The sequence below is a fragment of the Pseudomonas sp. Seg1 genome, assembly GCF_018326005.1.
GTDB lineage: Bacteria > Pseudomonadota > Gammaproteobacteria > Pseudomonadales > Pseudomonadaceae > Aquipseudomonas.
Genome location: NZ_AP021903.1, coordinates 6,071,635 through 6,097,254 on the forward strand (window position 1 = coordinate 6,071,635; position 25,620 = coordinate 6,097,254).

At 58.6% G+C, this 25,620-nt stretch carries 24 protein-coding genes and 1 pseudogene; 13 read left to right on the forward strand and 12 right to left on the reverse strand.

Going from position 1 to position 25,620, the window contains the following annotated elements:
- Positions 1–2,124, reverse strand: a complete 2,124-nt coding sequence (locus tag KI231_RS27300; RefSeq protein ID WP_213026812.1) for a putative bifunctional diguanylate cyclase/phosphodiesterase — start codon at positions 2,122–2,124, stop codon at positions 1–3.
- A 320-nt stretch (positions 2,125–2,444) separates the two neighbouring features.
- Here KI231_RS27300 and KI231_RS27305 point away from each other — a divergent pair, with 320 nt between their 5' ends.
- The 3 genes from KI231_RS27305 to KI231_RS27315 all read left to right on the forward strand — a co-directional run bounded on the left by KI231_RS27305 (position 2,445) and on the right by KI231_RS27315 (position 4,865).
- Entirely contained in the window at positions 2,445–3,113 is a 669-nt protein-coding gene (locus KI231_RS27305) for a polysaccharide lyase family 7 protein (RefSeq protein WP_213026813.1), read from the forward strand.
- Positions 3,114–3,607: 494 nt separating this feature from the next.
- The gene (locus tag KI231_RS27310; protein WP_213026814.1) at positions 3,608–3,970 is read left to right on the forward strand and encodes a DUF6124 family protein; all 363 of its coding nucleotides are present in this window, start codon (positions 3,608–3,610) and stop codon (positions 3,968–3,970) included.
- A 544-nt stretch (positions 3,971–4,514) separates the two neighbouring features.
- Entirely contained in the window at positions 4,515–4,865 is a 351-nt protein-coding gene (locus KI231_RS27315; RefSeq protein WP_103304261.1) for a hypothetical protein, read from the forward strand.
- 63 nt (positions 4,866–4,928) lie between these two features.
- On the opposite strand, the pseudogene KI231_RS27320 reads toward KI231_RS27315, so the two are convergent.
- Positions 4,929–5,273 (reverse strand): annotated as a pseudogene (locus KI231_RS27320) (class II fructose-bisphosphate aldolase); the annotation flags it as partial.
- 116 nt (positions 5,274–5,389) lie between these two features.
- Here KI231_RS27320 and KI231_RS27325 point away from each other — a divergent pair.
- On the forward strand, positions 5,390–5,641 hold the full coding sequence (locus KI231_RS27325; RefSeq protein WP_213026815.1) for a helix-turn-helix domain-containing protein: 252 nt from the start codon (positions 5,390–5,392) through the stop codon (positions 5,639–5,641).
- Positions 5,638–6,837, forward strand: a complete 1,200-nt coding sequence (locus KI231_RS27330) for a type II toxin-antitoxin system HipA family toxin (RefSeq protein WP_213026816.1) — start codon at positions 5,638–5,640, stop codon at positions 6,835–6,837. The genes KI231_RS27325 and KI231_RS27330 overlap by 4 nt, the downstream gene beginning before the upstream one ends.
- A gap of 81 nt (positions 6,838–6,918) precedes the next feature.
- Here KI231_RS27330 and fba read toward each other — a convergent pair whose 3' ends face one another.
- The 6 genes from fba to tkt form a co-directional block, all read right to left on the reverse strand.
- Complete coding sequence (gene fba, locus KI231_RS27335) at positions 6,919–7,983, reverse strand: class II fructose-bisphosphate aldolase (protein WP_003229012.1); 1,065 nt, start codon at positions 7,981–7,983, stop codon at positions 6,919–6,921.
- 268 nt (positions 7,984–8,251) lie between these two features.
- Positions 8,252–8,584 (reverse strand): MliC family protein, encoded by a 333-nt coding sequence (locus KI231_RS27340; protein WP_103304265.1) that lies wholly within the window; start codon positions 8,582–8,584, stop codon positions 8,252–8,254.
- A 57-nt stretch (positions 8,585–8,641) separates the two neighbouring features.
- Positions 8,642–8,863 carry a hypothetical protein gene (locus KI231_RS27345; protein ID WP_007913756.1) on the reverse strand — a complete coding sequence of 74 codons (222 nt, stop codon included), beginning with the start codon at positions 8,861–8,863 and terminating at the stop codon, positions 8,642–8,644.
- Between the two features lie 34 nt (positions 8,864–8,897).
- Positions 8,898–10,061 (reverse strand): phosphoglycerate kinase, encoded by a 1,164-nt coding sequence (locus tag KI231_RS27350; protein WP_213026817.1) that lies wholly within the window; start codon positions 10,059–10,061, stop codon positions 8,898–8,900.
- A 12-nt stretch (positions 10,062–10,073) separates the two neighbouring features.
- Positions 10,074–11,126 (reverse strand): erythrose-4-phosphate dehydrogenase, encoded by a 1,053-nt coding sequence (gene epd / locus KI231_RS27355; RefSeq protein ID WP_093429868.1) that lies wholly within the window; start codon positions 11,124–11,126, stop codon positions 10,074–10,076.
- 152 nt (positions 11,127–11,278) lie between these two features.
- Positions 11,279–13,276 carry a transketolase gene (gene tkt / locus KI231_RS27360; RefSeq protein WP_213026818.1) on the reverse strand — a complete coding sequence of 666 codons (1,998 nt, stop codon included), beginning with the start codon at positions 13,274–13,276 and terminating at the stop codon, positions 11,279–11,281.
- Between the two features lie 258 nt (positions 13,277–13,534).
- Here tkt and KI231_RS27365 point away from each other — a divergent pair, with 258 nt between their 5' ends.
- The 4 genes from KI231_RS27365 (at position 13,535) to KI231_RS27380 (ending at position 18,146) form a co-directional block, all read left to right on the forward strand.
- Entirely contained in the window at positions 13,535–14,530 is a 996-nt protein-coding gene (locus KI231_RS27365) for an ArsR/SmtB family transcription factor (RefSeq protein ID WP_103304268.1), read from the forward strand.
- Positions 14,531–14,548: 18 nt separating this feature from the next.
- The gene (gene metK / locus KI231_RS27370) at positions 14,549–15,739 is read left to right on the forward strand and encodes a methionine adenosyltransferase (protein WP_034153622.1); all 1,191 of its coding nucleotides are present in this window, start codon (positions 14,549–14,551) and stop codon (positions 15,737–15,739) included.
- A gap of 237 nt (positions 15,740–15,976) precedes the next feature.
- Positions 15,977–17,653 carry an NAD-dependent DNA ligase LigB gene (gene ligB / locus KI231_RS27375; RefSeq protein ID WP_213026819.1) on the forward strand — a complete coding sequence of 559 codons (1,677 nt, stop codon included), beginning with the start codon at positions 15,977–15,979 and terminating at the stop codon, positions 17,651–17,653.
- Between the two features lie 97 nt (positions 17,654–17,750).
- The gene (locus KI231_RS27380) at positions 17,751–18,146 is read left to right on the forward strand and encodes a DUF1090 domain-containing protein (RefSeq protein ID WP_103304270.1); all 396 of its coding nucleotides are present in this window, start codon (positions 17,751–17,753) and stop codon (positions 18,144–18,146) included.
- 167 nt (positions 18,147–18,313) lie between these two features.
- Here the strand turns inward: KI231_RS27380 and KI231_RS27385 are convergent, their stop codons facing one another.
- Positions 18,314–18,763: a c-type cytochrome gene (locus KI231_RS27385; RefSeq protein ID WP_103304271.1), complete on the reverse strand. Its 450-nt coding sequence runs from the start codon at positions 18,761–18,763 to the stop codon at positions 18,314–18,316.
- Positions 18,764–18,890: 127 nt separating this feature from the next.
- On the opposite strand from KI231_RS27385, the gene mltA reads away from it, so the two are divergent.
- Positions 18,891–20,069, forward strand: coding sequence for a murein transglycosylase A (gene mltA, locus KI231_RS27390; protein WP_213026820.1), 1,179 nt, complete (start codon positions 18,891–18,893; stop codon positions 20,067–20,069).
- 146 nt (positions 20,070–20,215) lie between these two features.
- Here mltA and KI231_RS27395 read toward each other — a convergent pair whose 3' ends face one another.
- Together KI231_RS27395 and KI231_RS27400 are read right to left on the reverse strand one after the other, a co-directional pair.
- Entirely contained in the window at positions 20,216–20,599 is a 384-nt protein-coding gene (locus KI231_RS27395; protein ID WP_103304273.1) for an MAPEG family protein, read from the reverse strand.
- A 39-nt stretch (positions 20,600–20,638) separates the two neighbouring features.
- Positions 20,639–21,472, reverse strand: a complete 834-nt coding sequence (locus KI231_RS27400) for an EamA family transporter (protein WP_213026821.1) — start codon at positions 21,470–21,472, stop codon at positions 20,639–20,641.
- Between the two features lie 157 nt (positions 21,473–21,629).
- On the opposite strand from KI231_RS27400, the gene KI231_RS27405 reads away from it, so the two are divergent.
- Complete coding sequence (locus tag KI231_RS27405; protein ID WP_213026822.1) at positions 21,630–22,892, forward strand: cation:proton antiporter; 1,263 nt, start codon at positions 21,630–21,632, stop codon at positions 22,890–22,892.
- Between the two features lie 30 nt (positions 22,893–22,922).
- Here the strand turns inward: KI231_RS27405 and KI231_RS27410 are convergent, their stop codons facing one another.
- Positions 22,923–23,786 (reverse strand): LysR family transcriptional regulator, encoded by an 864-nt coding sequence (locus KI231_RS27410; protein WP_213026823.1) that lies wholly within the window; start codon positions 23,784–23,786, stop codon positions 22,923–22,925.
- 91 nt (positions 23,787–23,877) lie between these two features.
- On the opposite strand from KI231_RS27410, the gene KI231_RS27415 reads away from it, so the two are divergent.
- A complete protein-coding gene (locus KI231_RS27415) occupies positions 23,878–24,291 on the forward strand; it encodes a VOC family protein (protein WP_213026824.1) in 414 nt (137 codons plus the stop codon).
- Positions 24,292–24,329: 38 nt separating this feature from the next.
- The gene (locus tag KI231_RS27420) at positions 24,330–25,619 is read left to right on the forward strand and encodes a cation:dicarboxylate symporter family transporter (protein WP_249412076.1); all 1,290 of its coding nucleotides are present in this window, start codon (positions 24,330–24,332) and stop codon (positions 25,617–25,619) included.
- Position 25,620: the final 1 nt, after the last annotated feature.

The window sequence follows — 25,620 nt, forward strand, 5'->3', positions numbered from 1 at the left end:
TCAACCGGGCAGTGCGCTCCAGTCAAACGGCGCGGCGAAGCTTGCAACGTCCTCGGCGATCAGTGGTCGTGCGACGAGGAAGCCTTGCACATACTCGCAGCCGTGGGCTTGCAGCCATTGATACTGCTCGATGGTTTCGACACCTTCGGCAATCACCAGCAAACCGTATTGCTTGCACAGGTTGATCACCGTGCTCACCAGCGAAGCGTCCCTTTCGGAGTCCGGCAACCGGGCGATCAGATGGCGATCAAGCTTGAGCGTATCGAGCTCCAGGTCACGCAGATGCGTCAGCGAACACGGCCCGGAGCCGAAGTCGTCCAGCGCCACGCGCACCCCGAGATTGCGCAGCAAACGCAGTTGTTTGCGGGTTTCATCCGGGTTTTGCATCAATGCTTCTTCGGTGACCTCGACTTCCAATTGCCGTGGCTGCAAAGAATGTCGCTCCATGACCTGACGCAACTCGGTGACCAGATTCGGCAGGCTGAACTGGGTGTTGCTCAAACTCACGCCGAGCACCAGGTCTTCGGCAAACAGGGTTTCCCAGGCTTTGCGCTGACCGGCACCGCGATGATAAATCCAGCTGCCGAGACGGCTGATCAATCGCGCCTCCTCCAGCAACGGCAAGAACAACCCCGGCGGCACATCGCCAACGCTCGGGTGCTGCCAGCGCAACAGCGCTTCAAAGCCACGAATCTGGCCGCTGTCGATGGCCACCTGCGGTTGATAGACCAGATTGAAATCGCGGTTTTCGATGGCCGTGCGCACGCTCTCCTCGAGCATCAAACGCGAGCGCGCCCGGCCATTCATTTCGTGATCGTAAAAACGATATTGCTGACGCCCGGCGCGCTTGGCCTCGTACATGGCGATGTCCGAGGCGCGCAGTAATCCGTCGAGGTTCGAACCGCAATCCGGATACGTCGCGATGCCGATACTGGCACCGAGGGCGATGTCCAGCCCTTCGATCTGCTGACAGATCGACACACGTTCGATGAGTTTCTCGGCGATCTTCGCCGCTTGCTCGGGAAACTCCAGATCCAGCAACGCCGTAAATTCATCCCCGCCCATGCGCGCAAGAATGTCGAACGGCCGTAGACACGCCTTCAACTGCTCGGACACCCAACGCAACACGCGGTCGCCGGCATCGTGGCCAAGGGAATCATTGACCCGCTTGAAACCGTCGAGGTCCAGATACAGCAGCACCCAACTGCTGTCGCTGCGCTCACCGCGCAACAACAGGTTCTCCACGGTCTGGTAAAAACCGCGACGGTTGAGTAACCCGGTCAAGGGATCGGTCACGGCTTGGAATTCGAGCTGTTGGTGCAGGTGGCGCACCACCGACATGTCGAGAACCGTCACCACCATCGCCTGTTGTTCAGTGGGCAGCGCCGCGCAGGACAAGGCCACCGGCACCTGCTGGCCGGGCGCTGTGCGCAATAACGCATCGTGAAGTCTCAGGGTTTCAGCACGCTTGAAGCTGGCGTAAAACTCGGATTCGGCCCACAGCGGGATGTGTGGTTTCTGCAGATAATCCAGAAATTCCTTACCCTCCAGCTCCTTCACCGGCGCGTTCAGCAGGCGCGAAATCGCCGGATTGGCAAAGCGGATCAAGCCATCCTCGCCCACCACCAATATCCCCTCGGCAGCGTTATCCAGCACCGAGGCATTGAAGGCGCGCGCCACTTCCAGGTCATGACTCAAGCGCTGCAACGCGCGGCGATTGCGCTGGTGTTCCAGCAACGCCTGCACTTTCGGTTTAAGGATTTGCGGATCAAACGGTTTGAACAGGTAATCCACCGCGCCGCTGGCGTAGCCCTTGATCACGGCGTCCTGGGATTGCTCGTTGGCAGTCAGGAAAATAATCGGCGTGAGGCGCGTACGCTGACTGCCGCGCATCAGGCGCGCGACTTCAAAGCCGTCCATGCCCGGCATCTGCACATCCAGCAGCACCAGATCGACGTCGTGTTCGAGCAAAAGATTGAGCGCCTCGAAACCGGAGGCCGCGGTCAACACGTGCCAATCCTGACGCTGCAGCAACGCGCGCATGCTGATCAGGTTTTCAGGGTAATCATCAACGATCAAAAGGACAGAGCTGCCTTCACTTGGCGGGGGTTGCACGCATTCCATGCTGCTTCTCTTGTCGGGACATCAGACCGGTTCCGGTAAAAACCGTACACATACTGAGCCTTCACTCTAGTCGCGGATCTGCAAAAGCAGAAGCTGTCATCAGGCCATCATTTAACCAATGTCAGGTCTAGCCGACTAACGGTCACGCGTGAAGGCCCCTGAAACCGGGAAAGATGGCATTTCGACAGGATGTTGACGCCAAACGTCCGCCGGACGGCGGTTAACAAAAAAACCCTCTACGCTTATAAAGGCCGCCCCAAAACGTGCGGCCTAGAGCTTCTGGCACGTGCGTGCAGTGAAACTTGAGTGGAAGAACCGACATGATCGACCTCGCAACCTGGAACCTCAGCGTTCCCGTTGGCAGCCCGCCATACACCGTCGAAACCTCCAAACTGGTGAACGGCTTCAAGGATCAGTACTTCCATTCCGACACCGGCACTTTGTTCTTCTGGTCACCGGTTACCGGGTCAAAAACCGAAAACGCCATCTACCCGCGCACCGAACTGCGCGAAACCTACAGCAACGGCACCCTGCGCAACTGGTATTACCCCGACGCCGACAACTCGTTGCGTGCCACCGTGACGGTGAACAAGGTGCCCAGCTCCGGCAAGATTGTCATCGGCCAGATCCACGCGTACGAAAGCCAGAAGCCGATGGTCAAACTCGAGTACCAATACAAGACCAAAACCGAGACCGGTAACCTGGTGATCAAGGTGCGCATGCACTCGGATGACGACGAGGGCCGGGTCATCACCCTCGCCACCGGGATCAAACTGGATCGCGAATTCAACTACCTCATCCACTTAAGCCCCGGCGGCGCACTCGGCATCAGCGCGGCGGGTTATCAGTGGGACAGCCAGATCAGCGCGACGTGGCGCAACAAGCCGCTGTACTTCAAGGCCGGGGTTTATGTGCAGGACAACACCGGCTACACCAGCGAAGGCGGCCAGGTCACCTTCAGCAAACTCGATATCGACCACGACAAATAACTCTTTATTGACACACATCCTGTGGCGAGGCAGCTTGCTCCCGCTGGGGCGCGCAACGGCCCTGAAAAAGCGAGGTCTGCTGCGCAGTCCAGCGGGAGCAAGCTCCCTCGCCACAGTGTTATTTATTGCCAGTCGGACATCCTTTAAACGTGGTTGTTTAGATTTGTCGGCCGTTACTTCCGGATGCCTACAACAGCTTGCGTCGTTGCCTACGGGTACGCCAGAATCCGCCGGCTTGTGCGCCTGGCGGGCCATCGGTAACTTGATTCGCGTCACTGATTTCCAGTGATCGGGTTTAGTAGCCCGTGGTTTCAAGCTTGGTGCTCAAGCATCTATCAGTCAGGGATTCCGATTCCTGCGCTTGATGGTAGCTGTGCGCAGGGCACCTTCGGGTGCGCCGGCTTGCTCGAAACCCCGGTCTACTAACCTGCGTACAGTTGCCTCCACTTTGATTAGTAGCCAGAGCGGGGGCACTACAATCAGGTTTCGAGCAAATGATCAAATCAACGCCTCACCCGCCGGTCACCGACCCGGCCTCCCCGTACGAATCCCTCAATTCCAAAAAACTCAACGACGCCGCTGAACGCGCCCTCGACCACTACCTCAGTCCCGCCGCCTGCATCATGGCCAGCACCAACAAACCCGAGCCGATGTACCTCGCCAACCCGAAGTACAACACCGAATCCCTGCTGGCCAACGCCAGCGAAACCCTGGGTTCAGCCAGCGAAATGCTCAACAACTTCGCCGCCATGCTCGACACCTCACACCGCAAGACTGCGTTGGGCATAGCGCAGGTCGTCATGCTCGGTGAACTGGCGGTGAATCAAGCGCTGGATCACGTGGAGTTGAAGGAATAGCCACCCATATCGGACTTTTCATCTAAAAACCTCTTGGATGTCCGCTGTAGGTGACAATTCCTTGTCACTGATGGGAAATCATCCACAGATAAACCCGCCCCGCGGCGGGTTTATTCTATAACAGTCCAACGCTCCGACTTATTTGCCCTTAGTCTTCAACTCTTCCTTCAGATAACGCCAGTAACATCGCTTCCAGCGAGATCGTTTTGGTCTTCGAAGTATTACCGGCAGTAGCGAATACTTCATTACGAGCGATACACACATCACGCATCGGGATCACAGTGACTCCGGAGATCTTACGTGGGTGAAATTCGCTCAAATTGCTTAAATAAAGGGAACAGACCTGCTTAAATTCCAACTTCTTATACCGAATTCATGAATTACCCGAACAGATCATCGCGAATGACTATAAAAAACTGTCATTTCTATCAGGTTACAAGAAACAGACTTCAACTTAACCTCATCAGCGTGATACCGGAAAAACGACTTCGGACTGAAATTTAGCCCGAGCCTTAAATATCGCGAGCAAAAGGTTAAGAAAATAATGCTTACTTTCCAAGGAACCGTCTCTGATACAGGCGAAAGCAATCCCGCCACACTTACATTTGATGACCTAAGCCAACAGGGTGGCAAGTTAAATAATGGGAAAATGAAATATTACGGGCTTAACTTCACCGTCACCGGGAACTATACCGCGAAGACATCCAGATCTTTTAATCTTCAGGCAAAAGCAAAAGCTTCAGATGGGGATGAATATGGGCATGGAGACAGTTCACTCACCATCACCCTGAAGTCGTCCGATGGCAACGACAATCAGTTGGGCGGTACTGTTAAAGTTCTCGCAGGCGGGCCGAATGTGGGTAAGACCTACAATATGAACTTCACAAGAGGGTAACCCCAGAGCACAAAAAACCCGCCTTTCGGCGGGTTTCTTGAATCAGCAAATTAACGATCAGGCTCAGTTAACCTTAGCGTTCAACTCACCCTTCAGATAACGCTGGAACATCGCTTCCAAGGAGATCGGCTTGATCTTCGAAGCATTACCCGCAGTACCGAACGCTTCATAACGAGCGATACACACATCACGCATTGCAGTCACGGTCGCGCCGAAGAATTTACGTGGGTCGAATTCGCTCGGGTTGGTGGCCATCAGGCGACGCATTGCGCCGGTGGATGCCAGACGCAGGTCGGTGTCGATGTTGACCTTGCGCACGCCATACTTGATGCCTTCGACGATTTCTTCAACCGGTACGCCATAAGTTTCTTTGATGTCGCCGCCGTACTGGTTGATGATCGCCAGCCACTTCCGGTTTCATGGACGAGTAAACGTGCATCAGCAAGGGCAGCGGTTCGCAGTGAAGCGTGGATAAAATGTTTCGTATACGCTACCTTCAATATTAAATGTTACGGTAGCGACACATGGACCACTCTCTGTTGATTAACCGGCTCGGCATCCAATTACGTCAAAAACGTATAAATCGTGGCCTGACGCAGGCTCAGCTTGCCGATCTGGCGGGACTGACGCGATACAAAGTCATCGCGGTGGAGAAAGGCACCCTTTCCGTCGGCATGATCGCTTACGCGCGCGTTTTGGCTGCTCTGGACTGCGAACTCTCGGTGGTTCCAGCAACGATGCCAACCCTTGAAGAGCTTGGGGATTTATTCGAATGAAAATGGCCTCTCTTCAAGTCAGTACCCCACAAGGTAATAGCGGCAGACTTTTCAGCAACGCCGAGGATTTCACTTTTCGTTATCACGAAGATGCATCGCCCAAAATGGCCATCAGCCTCTCGATGCCTGTACGGCATGACGAATTTCGTCGGCGCGAACTGCACCCTGTTTTTCAAATGAACCTGCCAGAAGGCTATGTGCTGGAGCAGTTACGCAATCGCTTGGCCAAGACAGTCAACGTCGACCCAATGCTGCTACTGGCGCTTTCCGGAAGCACATCGCCCATTGGCAGGGTTCACGTACGCTCTGAAACCGTTGATGCCTTGTTGGAGGAGCAAGAATTTCCGGGAGAGAAACTCGAAGAGATTCTCACGTGGGACGGCACGGAAGATATCTTCGCCGACATGCTTGATCGCTACATCCTGCGGGCAGGCATTTCAGGCGTTCAACCCAAGTTGCTGGTGCCGGAACGACAAGAGGCAGAGTTGCCGCGAGTGACATCCAAAACCTCGGACCTGATCATCAAAAGTGGCAGAGACGAATTCCCAGGCCTGGCGATCAACGAATTCCTTTGTATGTCCATGGCAAAAGACGCGGGCATTCCCGTTCCGCCGTTTTATCTTTCCGACAACGCCAAGCTATTTGTCATGCGCCGCTTTGATCGCGACGATCAGCTCAACCCGATCGGTTTTGAAGACATGGCCGTGTTGATGGGGCTGCCAGCTACTCAGAAGTACAGCAAAAGTTATGCAGCCATCGCGAAGGCTGTTCGAGTGTTTTGCCCAGCGAAACACTTGCGCACGTCCCTCGATCAACTCTTCGATAGCGTTGCCCTGAGTTGCATCGTCGGAAATGGCGACGCTCATTTGAAAAATTTCGGTTTGCTCTATTCAGAACCCACGCAACGCGATGCGCATCTGGCGCCGGCTTACGACATCGTCAACACCACCGCCTATATTCCGGAAGATGTTTTGGCGTTGGATCTGGCGGGCAACAAGTCAATGTTCGCCTCCCGACAAGGACTGCTGGAGTTTGCCCATACCTGTGAAATCGAGCAGCCCAGAGAGCGTATTCAAAAGTTGCTCATCGCTGTTGAAGAGGTGCTGAAGCGCCATTCTCAGTATCGGGAACAGGCGCCTCACGTGTTTACTGCCATCAAGCAATCAGCAGCACCATTTGCTCTGACTTTTGGATAGCTTCACTGCACGCAGACATTGCAGCCCACAAAAAACCCGCCTCACGGCGGGTTTCTTGTATCAGCGGTTCAAAGCCAAGGCTCAGTTAACCTTAGCGTTCAACTCACCTTTCAGATAACGCTGGAACATCGCTTCCAGAGAAATCGGCTTGATCTTCGAAGCATTACCCGCAGTACCGAACGCTTCATAACGAGCGATACACACATCACGCATTGCCGTCACGGTGGCGCCGAAGAATTTACGTGGGTCGAATTCGCTCGGGTTGGTGGCCATCAGGCGACGCATTGCGCCGGTGGATGCCAGACGCAGGTCGGTGTCGATGTTGACCTTGCGCACGCCGTACTTGATGCCTTCGACGATTTCTTCAACCGGTACGCCGTAGGTTTCTTTGATGTCGCCGCCGTACTGGTTGATGATCGCCAGCCACTCTTGTGGCACCGACGAGGAACCGTGCATTACCAAGTGGGTGTTCGGGATGCGTTTGTGGATTTCCTTGATGCGGTCGATCGCCAGCACGTCGCCGGTCGGTGGCTTGGTGAACTTGTAGGCGCCGTGGCTGGTGCCGATGGCGATGGCCAGGGCATCAACCTGAGTCTTCTTGACGAAGTCAGCGGCTTCTTCCGGGTCGGTCAGCATTTGGCTGTGATCCAGAACGCCTTCAGCGCCGATACCGTCTTCTTCACCGGCCATGCCGGTTTCCAGCGAACCCAGGCAGCCCAATTCACCTTCAACCGAAACGCCGCAGGCGTGAGCCATGGCTACGGTCTGTTGGGTAACGCGGACGTTGTATTCGTAGTCGGTCGGGGTCTTGCCGTCTTCGCCGAGGGAGCCGTCCATCATCACCGAGCTGAAGCCCAGCTGGATCGAACGCTGGCAGACGTCAGGGCTGGTGCCGTGGTCCTGGTGCATGCACACCGGGATGTGCGGGAATTCTTCGATCGCGGCCAGGATCAGGTGACGCAGGAACGGCGCGCCAGCGTATTTACGGGCGCCGGCCGAAGCCTGGACGATCACCGGGGAGTCAGTCTTGTCAGCGGCTTCCATGATGGCGCGCATCTGCTCAAGGTTGTTGACGTTGAAGGCTGGAACGCCGTAGCCGAACTCGGCTGCGTGGTCCAACATCTGGCGCATGCTGATAAGTGCCATTGTGTGTGTCTCTCCCGGTTTGGGTCGTTAATCGTGCCAGCCTGCCGGAGCGGCGGCGGCTATTCAAGTGATTGCAGATCGGGGGTCGAAGCCCGGTCTGGTGATTCGATAAAGCAAATTCTGTTTGTCACTGAAACTCTGTGGCGAGGGGGCTTGCCCCCGTTCGGCTGCGCAGCAGTCGTAAATAGCTTTGGGAGCGCTTCGCACTCCAACGGGGGCAAGCCCCCTCGCCACAAAAGCCCCCCACATTAGAGTGGTGATGTGTCAGTTATTGCGCTTTGCAGCCGCGGCCAATCAAGTCATTGGTGGCGACCCAGTACACCAGGCCTTCGTCACCCTTGACGTGAAACGCCAGCATGCCATCGCTGTACAACGTGCCCGAGGCGCCCGGCTCTTCTTTCAGGCGATAGACCTGATCGCCGCCACCCAGTCGAACATCGACTTCCTTCTGGCTGGCATCGGCGTAACGCCACAGCACTTTGGCCTGGCTGTCGCAGGTCCAGGTGGTCCAGTTATCCGCCGGGGCGGACGACTGAAACAGGTTCAACTGCGCGCAACCGCCCAACAATGCCAACGCCGCAATGGCGATCAAGCCTTTCATCCGTGTTCCTCGACTGACGGCGCACGCCGCCAGCCCTGAGTTAAAGAGTCAGACCCGTCAAGGACAACCATGTTCCTTGGCCGGGGTTTGCGTCTCGTATTTATCCAGGCCGTCCGGCCCCGAGCGCTTGTTCAGCACCGGGTTGGTTTCGGCCTGCCAGTCGGCCTGATAACAGCCCTTCTGCGACTCGCTGGGTGCTGGCGTCGCTTCGGCCTTCGGGTTACTCCCGCAGGCCGCCAGCGTACCGGTCAGCAACAACAGTGCTAACGACTTGACCATGTGACCACTCCTTTGCCTGGCCAATCGGGCGGCCTCAGGCCTTGGCCCGGCTTTCCAGGACTTCTACGGCTGGCAGCACTTTGCCCTCGACGAATTCGAGGAACGCGCCGCCACCGGTGGAAATGTAGGAGATTTGCTCAGCCACGCCATATTTATCGATAGCGGCCAGGGTGTCGCCACCGCCAGCAATGGAGAACGCCGAGCTTTCAGCGATGGCCTGAGCCAGCACTTTGGTACCGTTGCCGAACTGGTCGAATTCGAACACGCCGACCGGGCCGTTCCACAGAATGGTTTTCGACGATTTCAACAGTTCAGCGAAGTTGGCAGCGGTCTGCGGGCCGATGTCCAGAATCATGTCATCAGCGGCAACTTCAGCGATCAGTTTGACAGTGGCTTCTGCGGTTTCGGCGAATTCTTTGGCAACCACCACGTCAACCGGCAGCGGCACGCTGACCTTGGCGGCGATGGCGCGCGCGGTGTCGAGCAGGTCCGGCTCGTACAGCGATTTGCCCACCGGGTGACCGGCCGCAGCGAGGAAAGTGTTGGCGATACCACCGCCGACGATCAGTTGATCGCAGATCTGGCTCAGGCTGTTCAGCACGTCGAGTTTGGTCGACACCTTGGAGCCGGCAACGATCGCAGCCATTGGCTTGGCCGGCGCGCCCAGGGCTTTGCCCAGTGCATCCAGTTCAGCAGCCAACAGAGGGCCAGCAGCGGCGACTTTGGCGAACTTGGCCACGCCGTGGGTCGAACCTTCGGCGCGGTGGGCGGTGCCGAAGGCGTCCATCACGAACACGTCGCACAGGGCCGCGTATTGCTGGGCCAGTTCGTCAGCGTTCTTTTTCTCGCCCTTGTTGAAGCGCACGTTTTCGAACAGCACGATGTCGCCGGCCTTGACGTCTACACCGCCCAGGTAATCGGCCACCAGCGGCACTTCGCGGCCCAGAGCCTTGCTCAGGTAGTCGGCGACTGGCTTGAGGCTGTTCTCGGCGGAGAACTCGCCCTCGGTCGGACGGCCCAGGTGCGAGCAAACCATCACCGCCGCACCTTTTTCCAGGGCCAGCTTGATGGTCGGCAGCGAAGCCAGGATACGCGCGTCGCTGGTGACAACACCGTCCTTGACTGGGACGTTGAGGTCTTCGCGGATCAATACGCGCTTACCTTGCAGATCGAGGTCGGACATCTTCAACACGGTCATGGGTCGCACTTCCTACGGTTTTTTTGAAGTTGCTGTTTGCAGATAGTGTTCTGCAACATCCAGCATTCGGTTGGCAAAACCCCATTCGTTGTCGAACCAGGCCAGGATGTTTACCAGTTTGGGGCCGGAAACACGGGTCTGACTGGCATCGACGATGGCCGAATGTGGGTCATGGTTGAAATCACAGCTTGCGTGGGGAAGCTCGGTGTAAGCCAACAGGCCTTTGAGCGGGCCGCTGGTGGCAGCCTCGCGCAGAATCCGGTTGACCTCATTGGCGTCGGTCGCGGTGGCGGTCTGCATCGTGATGTCGAGGCAAGACACGTTGACCGTCGGCACGCGTACGGCTTTGGCCTGAATTCGCCCGGCAAGTTCCGGCAGCAGGCGCTCGATACCGCGCGCCAGACCAGTGGACACCGGGATCACCGACTGGAACGCCGAACGCGTGCGGCGCAGGTCTTCGTGGTGATAGGCGTCGATCACCGGCTGATCGTTCATCGCCGAGTGAATCGTGGTGATCGACACGTAATCGAGGCCAATCGCCTTGTCGAGTAAACGCAACAGCGGCACGCCGCAGTTGGTCGTGCAGGAGGCGTTGGACACCAGCAACTCATCACCAGTCAGGCAATCCTGATTGACGCCGTAAACGATGGTGGCGTCGACATCCGCCTCGCTGGCCATCGGCTGCGAGAACAACACGCGTGGCGCGCCGGCGTCGAGAAAGCGCTGGCCATCTTCACGGGTGTTGTAGGCACCGGAACACTCAAGCACCAGATCGACACCAAGGGACGCCCAATCGATGCCTTCGGGGGTGGCACTGCGCAGGACCTTCACGCAGTCGCCATTAATATGCAGACAATCGCCTTCTACTCGCACTTCGCCGGGAAAGCGGCCGTGAGTGGAGTCGAAGCGTGTCAGGTATTCGATGCTGGCCATGTCAGCCAGATCGTTGATCGCGACAATTTCAAACCCGGCTTTCTCGCCTCGCTCAAACAACGCACGCAAGACGCAACGACCAATCCGGCCGTAGCCGTTGAGTGCAACTTTGTAAGGACGCGGTTGAGGCATGGGGTTCTCGATTACCGTGGTGAATCAGAAAGCTCTTTATTGTCTGAAGCGACGCTATCGCGAGCAGGCTCACTCCTACATGGGCAACGTAAAACCCTGTAGGAGTGAGCCTGCTCGCGATGGCGTCAGCCCGGACAACACAACTGTCGGACTTAGTCTTCCAGCAGCTCTTCAGCCTGACCCAGGATGTTTTCCAGGGTGAAGCCGAACTCTTCGAACAGTGCCGAAGCCGGAGCCGATTCGCCGTAAGTGGTCATACCGATCACGCGACCTTCCAGACCCACGTACTTGAACCAGAAGTCGGCGTGAGCCGCTTCGATCGCGATACGCGCGCTGACCTGCAACGGCAGCACGGCTTGCTTGTAGCCCGCGTCCTGAGCATCGAACACGCTGGTGCAAGGCATGGAAACCACGCGCACCTTACGGCCCTGCTCGGTCAGTTTGTCGTACGCCTGAACAGCCAGGCCCACTTCAGAACCGGTCGAGATCAGGATCAGCTCAGGCTCGCCTGCGCAGTCCTTCAGAACGTAGCCACCGCGGCTGATGTCGGCGATCTGACCGGCATCGCGCTCTTGGTGCTGCAGGTTCTGACGCGAGAAGATCAGCGCCGATGGGCCGTCCTTGCGCTCCAGAGCGTTTTTCCAGGCCACGGCCGATTCAACGGCATCGGCTGGACGCCAGGTGTCGAGGTTCGGTGTGGTACGCAGGCTGGTCAGTTGCTCGATCGGCTGGTGCGTCGGGCCGTCTTCGCCCAGACCGATGGAGTCGTGGGTGTAGACGTGGATCACTTGCTTCTTCATCAGCGCGGACATGCGCACGGCGTTGCGGGCGTATTCCATGAACATCAGGAAGGTCGCGCCGTAAGGCACCAGGCCGCCGTGCAGAGTGACGCCGTTCATGATCGCGGTCATGCCGAATTCGCGCACGCCGTAGTACATGTAGTTGCCGCTGGCATCTTCAGCGCTGACGCCTTTGCAACCTTTCCACAGGGTCAGGTTGGAACCGGCCAGGTCAGCCGAACCGCCGAGCAGTTCCGGCAGCAGCGGGCCGAACGCGTTCAGGGTGTTCTGGCTGGCTTTACGGCTGGCGATGGTTTCGCCTTTGGCCGCGACTTCAGCGATGTAGGCCGAGGCTTTTTCGGAGAAGTCGGCCGGCAGCTCGCCGCTCAGACGACGCACCAGTTCGTTGGCTTCGGTCGGGAACGCGGCGGAGTAAGCAGCGAAACGCTGATCCCACTCGGCTTCAACAGCACGGCCAGCTTCTTTGGCATCCCATTCGGCATAGATGTCGGCCGGGATTTCGAACGGGCCGTGATTCCAGTTCAGCGCCTGACGGGTCAGAGCGATTTCCGCGTCACCCAGTGGGGCGCCGTGGCAGTCTTCTTTGCCCTGCTTGTTCGGCGAACCGAAACCGATGGTGGTCTTGCAGCAGATCAGGGTCGGCAGCGGGCTCTTGCGCGCGGTCTCGATGGCGGTCTTGATCTCTTCCGGATCGTGACCGTCGACGTTGCGGATGACCTGCCAGTTGTAGGACTCGAAACGCTTCGGCGTGTCATCGGTGAACCAGCCTTCGACTTCGCCGTCGATGGAGATGCCGTTGTCATCGTAGAAAGCGATCAGCTTGCCCAGGCCCAGAGTACCGGCCAGGGAAGCGACTTCGTGGGAAATGCCTTCCATCATGCAGCCATCACCCAGGAACACGTAGGTGTGGTGGTCAACGATATTGTGGCCAGGACGGTTGAACTGCGCGCCCAGCACTTTTTCAGCCAGAGCGAAGCCCACGGCGTTGGCCAGACCCTGACCCAGAGGGCCAGTGGTGGTTTCGACGCCCGGGGTGTAACCGAATTCCGGGTGACCCGGGGTGCGGCTGTGCAGTTGACGGAATTGCTTGAGGTCGTCGATCGACAGGTCGTAACCGGTCAGGTGCAGCAGCGAGTAGATCAACATCGAGCCGTGGCCGTTGGACAGCACAAAGCGGTCACGGTCGGCGAACGATGGATTGCTCGGGTTGTGCTTGAGGTAGTCGCGCCAAAGCACTTCGGCGATATCTGCCATACCCATAGGGGCACCGGGATGGCCGCTGTTGGCTTTTTGCACGGCATCCATGCTGAGGGCACGAATGGCGTTGGCACGCTCACGACGGCTAGGCATCGCTGATCTCCTGGGTGTGAATAGATTGAAACGGAAAAAAGGAGGGCATTTTCCCTCACCGGAGCGCCTCGGGGCAATGACAGATAGTCATCCGAGGGCGTTTTTCCCATGGTTAACGGCGGTTTCCGTTGGTGAAACCTTTCCGCTGTTCGTTTGTAGAGTTAACCGTTTCGTGAGAAGTGCCATTTATCGAGCAATATCAAAACTTTTTGATATTGGCCTTGCGGTGATTTACCCCCGTCTCTAGACTGCTGCCCCATGAACTTACGCGTGCCTTCCATTCGCCATGACGATTGCGACGAGCTGGCGGCCCTGTGCAAGGCCGGCGGTGATCCGCTGCGGCTGAATGTACTGCGCGCGCTGGCCAACGATTCGTTTGGTGTATTGGAACTGGCGCAGATTTTCGGCATTGGCCAGTCCGGCATGAGTCATCACCTTAAAGTCCTGGCGCAAGCCGATCTGGTGGCGACCCGCCGCGAAGGCAACGCGATTTTCTATCGCCGCGCCCTGCCCCACACCGAACTGCTGGGTGGCAAGCTGCACGCTGCACTGTTAGAAGAAGTCGACAATCTGGCGCTCCCGGACGACGTCCAGGCGCGAATCGCTCAGGTTCACGCCCAGCGAGCCGCCGCCAGCCAAGACTTTTTCGCCCGGGTCGCGGAGAAATTTCGCGCCCAGCAAGACCTGATTGCCGGCCTGCCGCAGTATCGTGAAAGCGTGCTGGCCCTGCTCGACAAACTGAATTTCAATGGCGCTGCCACGGCCATTGAAGTCGGCCCCGGCGATGGTGCTTTTCTGCCGGAACTGGCACGCCGCTTCGGCACCGTAACCGCGCTGGACAACAGCCCGGCGATGCTCGAACTGGCACGTCAGGTATGTGAACGCGAACAACTGGCTAACGTCAGCCTGCAATTGGCCGATGCATTGAACGGCACCAGCCTTCAAGCCGATTGCGTTGTACTGAATATGGTGCTGCACCATTTCGCCGCACCGGCCGAAGCGCTCAAGCACATGGCCGGCCTGCTGCAACCGGGCGGTAGTCTGCTCGTGACAGAGTTATGTAGCCACAACCAGAGTTGGGCCAGGGAGGCCTGCGGTGATCTGTGGTTGGGGTTTGAACAGGACGATTTGGCCCGTTGGGCCACCGCTGCGGGACTCGTTCCCGGGGAAAGCCTCTATGTAGGCTTACGTAATGGTTTCCAGATCCAGGTCCGCCATTTTCAGCGACCGGCTGGCGACACTCACCATCGGTAAATTCAGGAAAACATCGAGATGAGCGAATACTCCCTCTTCACCTCCGAGTCCGTGTCTGAAGGACATCCGGACAAAATCGCCGACCAGATTTCCGATGCGGTGCTGGACGCCATTATTGCCCAGGACAAGCACGCACGCGTTGCCGTGGAAACCCTGGTCAAGACCGGCGTGGCCATCGTTGCCGGTGAAGTGACCACCAGCGCCTGGGTCGACCTGGAGCAGATCGTTCGTGACGTGATCTGCGACATCGGCTACACCAGCTCCGAAGTCGGCTTCGACGGCGCGACTTGCGGCGTGATGAACATCATCGGCAAGCAGTCCCCCGACATCAACCAGGGTGTTGACCGCGCCAAGCCTGAAGATCAGGGCGCCGGCGACCAGGGCCTGATGTTCGGCTACGCCAGCAACGAAACCGACGTGCTGATGCCAGCCCCGATCACCTTCTCACACCAGCTGGTGCAGCGTCAGGCCGAAGCCCGTAAATCGGGTCTGCTGCCATGGCTGCGTCCAGACGCCAAGTCGCAAGTGACTTGCCGTTACGAAGGCGGCAAGGTGGTTGGTATCGACGCAGTTGTTCTGTCGACCCAGCACAACCCTGAAGTGTCGTACAAAGACCTGCGCGAAGGCGTGATGGAGCTGATCGTCAAGCACGTGCTGCCTGCCGAACTGCTGAGCAAAGACACCCAGTTCCACATCAACCCGACCGGCCAGTTCATCATTGGCGGCCCGGTAGGTGACTGCGGTCTGACCGGTCGCAAGATCATCGTCGACAGCTACGGCGGCATGGCCCGTCACGGCGGTGGCGCGTTCTCCGGTAAAGATCCATCGAAGGTTGACCGTTCGGCAGCCTACGCTGGCCGTTACGTGGCCAAGAACATCGTCGCTGCCGGCCTGGCCGAGCGCTGCGAAATTCAGGTTTCCTACGCGATCGGTGTGGCCCAGCCTACTTCGATCTCGCTGAACACCTTCGGCACCGGCAAGATCAGCGATGACAAGATCATCAAACTGGTTCGCGAAGTGTTCGACCTGCGTCCATACGCAATCACCACCATGCTGGATCTGCTGCACCCGATGTACCAGGAAACTGCAGCGTACGGTCACTTCGGTCGCGCTCCAGAGACCAAGACTGTTGGCGAAGACACCTTCACCACCTTCACCTGGGAAAAAACCGACCGCGCCGACGCTCTGCGTTCTGCTGCTGGTCTGTAAGACTTCCCCGGCGGTACAAAAAGCCCCGCATGGTTCGCGCCGTGCGGGGCTTTTTTATGCCTGAAATACGATTCCTGAACCCAAACGAATAACCCTGTGGGAGCGGGCTTGCCCGCGAAGAGGCCCGCAAGAGCGACATCAGATTCCGCATAGAAACACTCAGCAAAACACCTTGCCGACCCAACTTAAAATACTCGCCTAGCCTTCAAGCATTCCCCTTGAGCAAGGACGCTCACGATGCATGCCACGCTGCGCCTGTTAATTACTTTGCTGCTGACGCTCCTTACTCTAAAGGCTTACGCCGAATGCCCGAACTGGCCGCCCGACCAGGCCCAACGCGAAATCACCGCGCTGCAAAAACAGATCGACCAATGGGACGATGCCTACCACCGCGAAGGGCGCTCGCTGATTGCCGACGAACTCTATGACCAATCACGCCTGCGGCTAAACGAATGGCGAGCGTGCTTCAAATCGCCTGCGACGATCGAGGCCGTGCGCACAGCCTCCGGGCCAGTCGCACATCCAGTCGCCCACACCGGTCTGGATAAACTTCACAAAGCCGAGGCCGTGCAAGCCTGGCTGCGTGATCGCAAAGAGGTCTGGGTGCAACCCAAGGTCGATGGCGTTGCGGTGACACTCATTTATCGCGATGGACTTTTGCAGCAAGCAATCAGTCGCGGCGACGGGGTCAACGGACACGACTGGACGGCATCGGCGCGCAAGATCAAAGCGATTCCGCAACAACTGACGCAACCTGTGGATTTGCTGGTGCAAGGTGAACTGTATTGGCGCCTGAACGAGCATGTGCAGGCCCGTTCCGGCAGCGTCAACGCCCGTGCCACGGTGGCCGGGTTGATGGGACGCAAATCCCTGAATGACGAACACGCCGCCGACATCGGACTGTTTGTCTGGGACTGGCCGCAAGGGCCTGCGCAATTGCCTGAAAGATTATCGACATTGGCGACACTGGGTTTTCCCGCCAACGAACTTTACAGCCACCCTGTCAGCGAGTTCGCCGATGCACAAAAATGGCGTGACCACTGGTATCGCTCACCTTTGCCGTTCGCCAGCGATGGTGTGGTTTTGCGCCAGAGCCAGCGCCCACCCGCCGAACGCTGGCAGCCTCGCGCGCCCTATTGGGCCGTCGCCTGGAAGTACCCGTTCGCCCAGGCTATGGCCAACGTACGCAAAGTCAATTTCAAAGTGGGGCGCACCGGGCGCATCACCCCGGTTCTGGAACTGACACCGGTCATGCTGGATGACCGACAGATCAAACGGGTCAGCGCCGGTTCGCTGAAGCGTTGGGAAGAACTGGATATCCGGCCCGGTGACCAGGTGGCAATCAGCCTGGCAGGGCTGACGATTCCGCGCCTCGACAGCGTTGTGTTGCGCACCACTGAACGGGCGGACATCAATATCCCCAGCGCCGACGACTTCCACGCCCTGAGCTGCTGGCAACCCACACCCGGCTGCGAAAGCCAGTTTCTCGCCCGCCTGACCTGGCTCAGTGGCAAACACGGACTGGCGATGCAACATGTCGGTCGTGGCACCTGGGAGAAACTTCTCGAAACAGGCCGCCTGAACAACCTGCTGGATTGGTTGACCCTCGATGCGCCAGAGCTTGCTAACATTGCCGGTTTCGGCGACCGCAGCAGTGAGCGCCTGATCTACAGTTTTCACAGCGCCCGCCAACGACCATTCGCACAGTGGCTCAAGGCACTGGGCTTGCCGCCAACAGGTGAGGCAAGGCTGGCTGAGTCGTGGCAGGCACTGGCACAACGTGACACCAAACAATGGCAGGCAGAAGCCGGCATCGGCCCCGGTCGCGCGGCGCAATTGAGCGCATTTTTCCGCGACCCGCAGGTGCTGGCCTTGAGTCAAACCTTACGCGCCGCCGGTATCGACGGCTTCTGAACATGCAATCCCGGTGCGCCGGGAACCCAACGGCCGCCGAAGCGCTCCAACAGCGCAGTGCCCGACCGACCTGATTGCCTTTGCACATGGAGCTTTTATGAAATTTCTCACACCGCTCGCCCTGCTCACTCTTTGTGGCGTAATGGCCGCGCCCGTGATGGCTGCCGAAGATGCTCCGGGCCTCACCGGTTGCGCTGCCAAGAAGCAGGGCATCATGAACCAGATCGAGCAGGCCAAATCCCGTGGCAATGCCGATCAGCAGGCGGGCCTGGAAACTGCGCTGCGCGAAGTGACCGAACATTGCACTGATGCAGGCTTGAAGAAAGAACGCGAAAACAAGGTGCTTGAAGCCAAGCACGAAGTGAGCAAACGCCAGGCTGACCTCGACAAAGCCATGAAGAAAGGCGATCCCGAGAAGATCAACAAACGCAAAGACAAGCTCGCCGAATCGCGCAAGGAACTGCAGGAAGCGCTGGACGAAATCGATAAGTAATTGATGCCCCTGTGGCGAGGGGATTTATCCCCGATGGGCTGCGAAGCGGCCCCAAGTCCATGCAACTCAGCTGTAACAGGCATACCTGGTTGAATGGATTTGCGACGGCTACGCCGCCGATCGGGGATAAATCCCCTCGCCACAGGGTTACTCAGCAGTCTTGAAGATCAATGATCCCGAAATTGCTTATGGCAAGCGCTGCAGGCATCTTCAACTTTCTGCACCGCAGGCCCGAGGTTGCTGGCCTTGTACGGCTGGACCTTGCTGGCGATCACCAATTCACCGGTGGCAGCTTCAAGGGTGCGAGCCATTTCCTGAAACTGCGCCTGTTTCTGCCAGACATCGTCCTTGGCGCTGGTGTGATCTTCTTCGCGCACCTGCGGGAAATGCTTCCACGGCTCATGAGACAACGCATCAAGCTTTACCGCACCTTCAGCAAACTTCGGCCCGTCGAACGGAATACGTCCACGCAACATGCCACCCAGATCTTCACCGGTCTTGAGCATCTGTTTGAAGATCGCCTTGCGTTGCCCCAGCGGAGAGTTCGGATCGACACCGCCACAGGCGGACAAGGTCAGACAGGCCAGCAATACAACAGCAATTCTTTTAAGAGTCATGGTGGCTTCAGGTCACGGAAATCGGCGGCCAGTATCCCCGCGTCACCGCCAAACACCAATAGCCCTATTAAAATACGGGTTGTTCGAGCGCATGGAGCACTCGGGCAACCGGCACAGGAATCACTCCATGAACAGCCGTTTCAAGGCCTGGCGTCATCCACTGATCGCGACTCTACCCCTGCTGGCGATTCTCGCCGGCTGCACCGGGGGCGACAGCGACAAGCCGAAAACCCATGCGCTGGCCACTTATTCCAGCGCAACCTGGGAAGCACTGCCTGTCGTATCCGACAGTGATCTGGTCGCTGGCTTCGGCTCGTGGCGCAGTGCATGCACTCGACTCAAGGCCGACCCGGTCTGGGGCACGACCTGTGCGGCAGCCGCTAACGTGCCACAAAGTGCCGGCGAGATTCGTGCGTTCCTCAAGCAGAACCTCGACGTGTTTGGCCTGCGCGCTGAAAACGACAACCCCAACGGCTTGATCACCGGCTACTACGAACCCGTCTACCCCGGCAGCCTGACGCCCACTGACGTGGCCAACGTGCCGGTGTATGGCGTCCCCGAAGACATGATCATCGTCTCGCTGGACAGCATTTATCCCGAATTGAAGGGCAAGCGCTTGCGCGGTCGCCTCGAAGGTCGCGTGCTCAAACCCTACGACGATGCAGCGACCATCGAGTCCAAAGGCGTGAAAGCGCCGGTAGTTGCCTACCTGACCGATCCGATGAACCTGCAATTTCTGCAGATCCAGGGTTCCGGGCGCATTCAGACGCAGGACGGCAAGCAGCTGCGCATTGCCTACGCCGACCAGAACGGCCACCCATATCGGCCGATCGGCCGCTGGCTGGTCGAGCAAGGCGAGCTGAAGAAAGAAGACGTCACCATGAGTGCGATCAGCAACTGGGCCAAAGCCAATCCGGCGCGCATCCCTGAACTCCTCGGCAGCAACCCGAGCTACGTGTTCTTCACCCGCAACCCGGACAGCAACGAAGGCCCGCGCGGCTCGCTGAACGTGCCGCTGACTGCCGGTTACAGCGCGGCGGTGGACCGCAAGGTTATTCCGCTGGGCAGTTTGTTGTGGCTGTCGACTACGCGCCCCGACGGCACGGCGCTGGTGCGTCCGGTGGCGGCGCAAGACACCGGCGGCGCAATTGCCGGCGAGGTTCGTGCGGATCTGTTCTGGGGCACCGGCGACGCAGCCGGACAATTGGCCGGGGACATGAAACAGCAGGGGCAGATCTGGATGCTTTGGCCAAAAGGTGCGGCGCTGCCGCAAGTGCCGCAGGTGGCCGATACGGAGAAGAAATAACTCTTCAGATCATCGGTGGCTGTTAGAAAGCCATCGCGGGCAAGCCCGCTCCCACAAGCTTCCTTGGTGTACACAGAATTTCTGTTCACCACTGATACCTTTGGGAGCGGGCTTGCCCGCGATGAGGCCATCAGCAACACCGGTAATCAAACAGACACAAAGAAGAACGAAGCAATCAACCCCATCCCCACAAACCACACCAGCGACCGCAAGATCGCCCAGTCAGCCAGATAGCAAATGATGTACAGCAGGCGACTGGTGATAAACAGCACCGCCAGCACATTGACCGTCACCAGCTCAGCAGTCCCCACCAGATGCGCGACGATGACCGCAGCGGCAAACGCCGGCATCACTTCAAAGCTGTTCAGTTGCGCCGCATGCGCCCGACGAGCCACACCGTTAAGGCTTTCCAGAAAATCGCGCGGATCGTGATTGTCACTCAGCCGGTAGCCACCCACGGCTTTCGCCACGCCGGTGCAGATATACGGCAGAAAAATCGCGATCAACACACACCACAGAGCCACCGTCATAACGCCGTCCTTTTTTCGAGTCATAGAATTCGCGAGCGGTCAGAACTTCATCACCAGCATGCCGATCAGCACCAGCCCACAGGCTAAGAGCCGTGGCCGGCCGAAAGGTTCTTTGAGATAGCGCATACCAAACAGCACCACCAGAATCACGCTGATCTCGCGCAATGCCGCCGCTTCTGCAATCGAGCCCAACTGCATCGCCCACAGCACCAGAGCGTAGCTGAACAACACGCAGAATCCGACGGTCAGCCCCAGCTTCCATTGTTCACGCCAGAACTGCATGAACGCCGGGCGCTTGGCCACCCACGCAAGCAGCGGAAACGGCCAGGCACTGAGCAGCGTGACCCAGACCAGATAATCCAGCGGGTGCGACCAGCGCCGCAACGCCTGACCGTCGATGTAGGTGTAGCAACCGATGCACAGTCCGATCAACGCAACCACCGGCAACATTGACCACGGCAGATGCTTGCCGCCACCGCCCTGCCAGAGCAGGCAGGCCATGCCAAAGGGAATCAGCATGATCCCGAAGATCTGCTGGGTGGTCAGCACTTCGCCGGCAAAAATCAGGGTCAACGCCAGCACCACCAGCGGTGACAAACCGCGCATCAGCGGATAGACCAGACCGAGGTCGCCGACCCGATAGGCCTGGATCAGCAGATAGCGATACAGCAGTTCGAACGCCGCCGAAGCCAGTATCCACGGCCAGATTTCCTGCGGCGGCAGGCTGATGAAGGGCAACGCCAGCGTCACGAACAACAGCGCCACCGTGTCCATGCACGCCACCACCAGCAGCCGTTCGGCGCTGAATTTGATCAGGGTATTCCACGCCGCATGCAACAGCGCCGCCACCAACACCAGAGCTGTCGCCAGCATGTTCTACTCCTTGTTTTTTGCGGTTGACCCTACACCAATGTCTGCGGCTGACCAACCGAGGGGACATCATTGTGTCTCCGCCCCGAATCAGCCCATCCAACCCCTGCATCGAAGAATCGGTGCGCTGTCTTTCCACCCCTCATCCAAAGGACCCCGGATGCTTGAACTTGTCGCCGCTTTTATCTGTTTGACCACCCTCCTGACCTTCGTCAATTTCCGCTTTATCGGCCTGCCGCCGACCATCGGCGTGATGGTCACCGCACTGATGTTCTCTCTGTTGCTGCAAGGCCTGAGCCTGCTCGGCTACCCAGGCCTCGAAGAACGTGTGCAGCAACTGATCGGCCAGATCGACTTCGGCGACCTGCTGATGAACTGGATGCTGTCGTTCCTGCTGTTCGCCGGCGCCCTGCACGTCAACCTGAACGACTTGCGCAGCTACCGCTGGCCCATCGGCCTGCTGGCAACATTCGGTGTATTGATCGCGACCGCCGTGATCGGCAGTCTCGCCTATTACATTTTTGCCTTGTTTGGCTGGCATGTGAGTTTCCTCTACTGCCTGCTGTTCGGTGCGCTGATTTCGCCGACCGACCCGATCGCCGTGCTCGGCGTACTGCGGACCGCCAACGCCTCGAAACCGCTGAAAACCACCATCGTCGGCGAATCGCTGTTCAACGACGGCACTGCGGTTGTGGTGTTCACCGTGTTGCTGGGCATCGCCCAGCTCGGCGAAACCCCGACCATCAGCGCCACCGCCATGCTGTTCGCACATGAGGCGATTGGCGGCGTGCTGTTCGGTGGGCTGATCGGTTATCTGGTGTACCTGATGATCAAGAGCATCGAGCAGCACCAGATCGAAGTGATGCTGACCCTCGCACTGGTGATCGGCGGTTCGGCGATGGCGTCCGAACTGCACGTCTCGGCGCCGATTGCGATGGTGGTCGCCGGTCTGATCATCGGCAACCTCGGTCGCAACCTGGCGATGAACGACATGACCCGCAAATACCTCGACGGCTTCTGGGAGCTGCTCGATGACATGCTCAACGCACTGCTGTTCGCGCTGATCGGCATGGAACTGTTGCTGCTGCCATTCAACTGGGCGCACGTGGCGGCGGCCAGTTTGCTGGCGCTGGCGATTCTGCTGTCGCGCCTGCTCACCGTGGCCCCGGCCATCGTCCTGCTGCGTCGTTGGCGCACGGTGCCGCGCGGCACCATCCGCATCCTGACCTGGGGCGGTTTGCGCGGCGGTGTCTCGGTGGCGTTGGCGCTGGCGCTGCCACTGGGTCCGGAGCGTGATCTACTGCTGAGCATCACCTATATCGTGGTGCTGTCGTCGATCCTGCTGCAAGGTTTGACCATCGGCAAACTGGTCAAGCACGCGACTCGCAACGAGCCGGCAAGCGTGACTGAAGCCGCGCACTGATACATCCCCTCGACCCGTCGTGGAACACCTTCACGACGAACTGCCGAGCAACTCGAGCAGATGCCGCATCGCCAACGGGCGGTGCGGCGTCGAGCCACGCATCACCACCAGTTCCCGCGAATAACGCTGCCCGTCGCCCACCGGCAATACACACATCCCCTCCAGCGCCATCCCGGCCCATTGCGGCACCAGCGACACTCCCATCCCCTGCGCGACCAGCATGACGATGGTCTCCAGTGCATCCAGTTCACACAGCACGTTCGGCTCAATGGCTTGTTCATCCAGGTAGCGCTGGGCAATCTGTCCGCCCCACGAGCGTGCGTCATAACGTATGAACGGATGCTCGCGTAACAGCGTTGCCAGCGACTGCCCGGCGTGCATGGCCGGGGCGACCAGAATCAGTGGCTCAACCTTGAGCACGGCCAGTGCCAATGCCTTCGGCGGCTGGAACGGCGGCCTGACCAGGATCGCCGCGTCAAGCTCACCCGTGAGCACTTTTTCGTAAAGGCTTTTCGAGTCGCCCGGTGTGATCTTCAGCTTCAAATCCGGCGCCGACAGCGACAGTCGCTCGATCAAGGCGGGCAACACACCCGTCAGCGCGGTGGAAATGGCCCCGATCTTCACTTCTCCGGACAGACCGTCATGGTGCCAGTCGCTCTGTAAAGCCTGCGCCTGTTCGATGATTGCCCTGATCTTCGGCAGCATCAGCAGGCACTGGTCGGAGGGTCGCGCCGCATGGGCGGTGCGCAGCAATAACGTGCAGCCCAACTCGCGCTCGAGCGCTTGCACACGCTGACTGATAGCGGCGGCCGTGCGATTCTCGCGGCGTGCTGCTGCTGCAATCGAGCCGGTCTCGACCACGGCCACCAGGCTTTTCAGAAACCGTACATCCATAAGTTTTCCTTTCGCTCAGAACAAGGCGAAGCCGTTTTGCCCCGCCGTACAGCCTGTTTACCCTGAGCGCTCCTTCACTAGGGGACATCATATGAACAGACCTTTTCACGCTGCATACCATGTTTGCGATCTGCAACAGACGCGGACTTTTTATCGAGATGTGTTGGGCTGCACTGAGGGCCGCAGTACCGAGACCTGGGTCGACTTCGATTTCTTCGGCAACCAGATCTCCCTGCACTTGGGCACACCCTTCGCCACCACCCGTACCGGGCATGTCGGTGAACATAAAGTATTAATGCCGCACATTGGCGTGGTGCTGCCGCTGGATGAATGGCTGGCACTGGCCGAGCGCTTGAACCGCCTCGGCACCGCTTTCGAGATTCCACCCGTGATCCGCTTTGCCGGCGAACCCGGCGAGCAGCGCACGATGTTCTTTCTCGACCCAAGTGGCAACCCGATTGAGGTCAAGGGCTTCAAGGACTTCGCCGGTCTCTTCGCACACTGAGCCTCCCCCCAACAAACACAACAACAAAGGGGTACACCATGACTACCAGACAACCCACCAGCCTTGTCACTCGCATCATGCTCGGGCTGGCCGCCGGAATAATCGTCGGCATCCTTCTCAATCAGTTTCCCGAACACAAGATCTGGTTCATCGACAACCTGTTGCAGCCGGCGGGGGATCTGTTTATCAGGTTGATGAAAATGATTGTCGTACCGTTGGTCTTTGCGTGCATGGTGGTCGGCATCGCCGGGGCAGGCAGCACCAAGGCGCTCGGACGCGTCGGGATCAAGACGCTGGTGTATTTCTTCACGATCACCAGCATCGCCATCGTCTTCGGGCTGATCGTCGGTAATGTATTCCAGCCCGGCGCGGGTGCGGACTTCAGCAGCACGCTGCAAGCACCGGTCACCGGCCTTGCCGCTGCGGGGGACACACAGAATCTGGGCCGAACGCTGGTCAACATCGTTCCGGATAACATCGTGCTGGCCATGTCCCAAGGCAAACTGCTGTCAGTACTGTTTTTCGCCATCCTGTTCGGCTGCGCCTTATCGATGCTGCCCGAAAAGCAAAAGGCGCCACTGATCGCGGTGATGCAGGCGGTTTCGGATACCATGTTCAAGGTCACGCATCTGGTCATGCACTATTCGCCGATCGGCATCTTCGGCCTGATCGGCGTCACCGTCGCCAGCTTCGGTCTCAGTGCCTTGCTGCCGCTGGCCAAACTGATCGGTATCACTTACGTGGCAGTGCTGCTGTTCGCGCTTGGCGTGCTGGGGGTGGTAGCGCGCATGGCCGGGATCCGCTTTTTCCACCTGATTCGGGAAATTCGCAGTGAACTTCTGCTGGCTTACAGCAGCGCCGCTTCGGCCACGGTGATGCCACAATTGATCGAGAAGATGGAGCGTTATGGTGCGCCGCGTCCTATCACCAGCATGGTCATTCCATTGGGCTACTCGTTCAACCTGGATGGCGCATCACTGTTCGCCGGACTGGGCACGCTGTTCATCGCCCAGGCTTACGGCATCGACCTGGGTCTGGCCGATCAGGCGATGCTGGTGCTGATCATGGTGCTGACGTCCAAAGGCGCCGCGGGTGTGCCGGGCTTCATGTTCATCATTCTGACCGCGACCCTGACCGCCGCCGGCTTGCCGGTGGAGGGCGTGGCGATTATCGCTGGCGTCTATCGACTGATGGACATGCCTGTCACAGCACTCAATGTGTTGGGCAATGCATTGGCGCCGCTGGTCATCGCTCGCTGGGAAGGACAGCTCAAGATGCCTGAAGGTGAACCGACCGCCGAGCCGGTCAGCCCCTCATTCAAAGCTTGAA